This window comes from Mesorhizobium sp. M7A.F.Ca.CA.004.04.2.1, assembly GCF_004022825.1.
GTDB lineage: Bacteria > Pseudomonadota > Alphaproteobacteria > Rhizobiales > Rhizobiaceae > Mesorhizobium.
The window spans coordinates 1-2,696 of the sequence record NZ_RZPH01000847.1; the positions used below are offsets into that span (position 1 = coordinate 1).

General features: G+C 65.9%; 2 protein-coding genes. Both read left to right on the forward strand.

Going from position 1 to position 2,696, the window contains the following annotated elements:
• Positions 1 to 59 precede the first annotated feature (59 nt).
• Positions 60 to 1,232 (forward strand): FMNH2-dependent alkanesulfonate monooxygenase, encoded by a 1,173-nt coding sequence (gene ssuD, locus EN893_RS28030; protein ID WP_127269513.1) that lies wholly within the window; start codon positions 60 to 62, stop codon positions 1,230 to 1,232.
• A complete protein-coding gene (locus tag EN893_RS28035) occupies positions 1,229 to 2,689 on the forward strand; it encodes an FAD/NAD(P)-binding protein (RefSeq protein ID WP_128361952.1) in 1,461 nt (486 codons plus the stop codon). The genes ssuD and EN893_RS28035 overlap by 4 nt, the downstream gene beginning before the upstream one ends.
• The last annotated feature ends 7 nt before the right edge of the window (positions 2,690 to 2,696 follow it).

Genomic DNA, 2,696 nt, shown 5'->3' on the forward strand with positions numbered 1-2,696 from the left:
CAGCTACTCACCAAAGCAGGCATATCCGGCCGCCTTCGTCAGGCAGCGGGAGAGAGGCCATGAGCCGGGTCGTGCCGGACCGCATCAAGGTGCTCTGGTTTCTGCCGACGCATGGCGACAGTCGTTATCTTGGCACGGCCGAGGGCGGCAGATCGGTCGATCTGCCGTATCTGACGCAAGTGGCGAAGGCGGCCGACACGCTCGGCTACTATGGCGTGCTGTTGCCGACCGGCCGCTCGTGCGAGGATTCCTGGGTGATCGCATCGGCTCTCGTGCCGATGACCGAACGCTTGCGTTTCCTTGTCGCCGTGCGCCCCGGTTTGCAGTCGCCGACGCTCGCCGCGCGCATGACTGCGACGCTGGATCGCATCTCCAATGGCCGCCTGCTGATCAACGTCGTCACCGGCGGCGATCCGCTGGAGAACAAGGGCGACGGCATTTTCCTGTCGCATGCCGAGCGCTACGAGGTGACGCAGGAATTCCTTCGGATCTACAAGCGGGTGCTGAGCGGCGAGACGGTCGAGCATGAGGGCAAGCATTTCCGCATCGAGGATGGAAGGCTGCTGTTTCCGCCGGTGCAGACACCCTATCCCCCGCTCTACTTCGGCGGCTCGTCCGATGCCGGGTCGACTGTGGCAGCGCAGGAGATCGACAAATATTTGACCTGGGGCGAGCCGCCAGCCGATGTCGAGCGCAAGCTGGACGGCATGCGTGAACTGGCGCAGAAGGCTGGCCGCAAGCTCTCCTTCGGCATTAGGCTGCATGTCATCGTCCGCGAAACCACCGAGGAGGCTTGGGCCGCGGCCGACAGGCTGATCAGCCGGCTCGACGATGCGACGATCGCCTCGGCGCAGAAGGTCTTTGCCCGCATGGATTCGGTCGGCCAGGCGCGGATGAGCGCATTGCATGGCGGCAATCGCGCCAAGCTCGAGATCGCGCCCAATCTGTGGGCCGGCGTCGGCCTGGTGCGCGGCGGCGCAGGGACCGCACTTGTCGGCGATCCCGACACGATCGCCGAGCGCATCGACGAGTACCGGCGCCTCGGTATCGATACCTTCATCCTTTCCGGCTATCCGCATCTCGAAGAAGCCTATCGCTTCGGCGAGCTGGTGCTGCCGAAACTGCCGACCGACCATCTGGTCAAGGCAGCCGGCTCTTCCGTAAACACCGGTCCGTTCGGCGAAACCATCGCCGGCGACCACCGGCCGAAGTCGCTCGCCAGCGCCTCGTGAACTTGCTTCCTGCGTCCTCGCGGTTGCGCGTCGCCATTATCGGCGGCGGCTTTTCCGGCGCCGCGGTGGCGTGGCACCTGGCGCAAATGCCTCGACCGGAGCGCATTTCCATTTCCGTGATCGAGCCACGACCGGTTCTTGGCGGTGGCCTTGCCTATTCCAGCGAGGAACCGTCTCATCGGGTTAATGTTCCCGCGATCAGGATGAGCATGGCTCCCGACGACCCGCAGCATTTTGCACGCTGGTTGACTGGCAGCGGAGAACTCGAACACGACCCGGACGCCATCTGGAAGAACGGCGACGCTTTTCCGCGCCGGCGTGTGTTCGGTCGCTACGTCGCCGAGCATCTGGCGCCGTATCTCGGTTCCGGCCTTGTCCGTCATGCCGAAGGTCTCGCCATACGCGTGACGCGCGATGCCAGTGGCGCGGGCTGGACCGTGCATACGTCCAGTGGGTTGGTCGCTGCCGATATCGTCGTCCTGGCAGCGACGCACCCACAGCCCGCGATTCCAGCCGCGCTGATCCATCTGACGGAAGCACCGGGTTTCATCGCCGACCCGTACGCACCAGCGGCGCTTGCCGGGATTGGTCCGGAGGCGTCGGTGCTGATCGTCGGCTCCGGGCTGACCTCTGCCGACATGGTCGCCGAACTCGACCGTCGTGGCCATCGCGGCCGCATCCTCGCGCTGTCGCGCCGCGGCTTACGCTCGCGCGGACACCCCGATGTCAGGGGCGAGCCTTTTGGCGATTTTGCATCCGCGCCGGCCACGACGGCGCTCGGCCTGCTCAGGGCCATTCGCGCGACGCTGACAGCTGCGAGAGCGGCCAATGTCAACTGGCAGTCGGTCTTCGACCAACTGCGCCTGCAGGGGCCGGTGCTGTGGGCCGCACTTGCCCCGCCGGAGCGGGCAAGGCTGGTCCGCCGGCTGCGCGTGTTCTGGGACGTGCATCGCTTCAGGATCGCTCCGCAGGTGGCGGCGGTGCTCGACCGGCGTCATGCGGCCGGAACATTCGACACCATTGCCGCCAGGCTTGTCGCGTCGAACGATGAGGACGGCAGCCTGGCTGTCAGCTTTCAACGACGCGGGCAGACACGGATCGAGACGACGCGCTTCGATGCCGTCATCAACACTACGGGTCCGGCTCATGGGCAGGCATTACAGCTGAACCCGGCGCTGAGCTCGCTGGCGGAAGCCGGCTTGATCAGGACGGACCAATATGGACTTGGCATCGAGACAAGTCTCGACAGCCGCGCAATCGGCTCGGACGGTGAGGCGGTTGCGACACTCCTGGTCGCCGGCCCGCTGGCAAGAGGCACTTTCGGCGAGCTCAGGGGTCTGCGGGAAGTCGCCCGCCATGCCCAGGCGGTCGCGGGGGAAATTGCCAAGCTGCTGGTTACGCTGCCGTCAGCGCAGGCGATCGGCGCCCATGCCGCGCATGGACCTCTTGCGGGCTGACATCTGC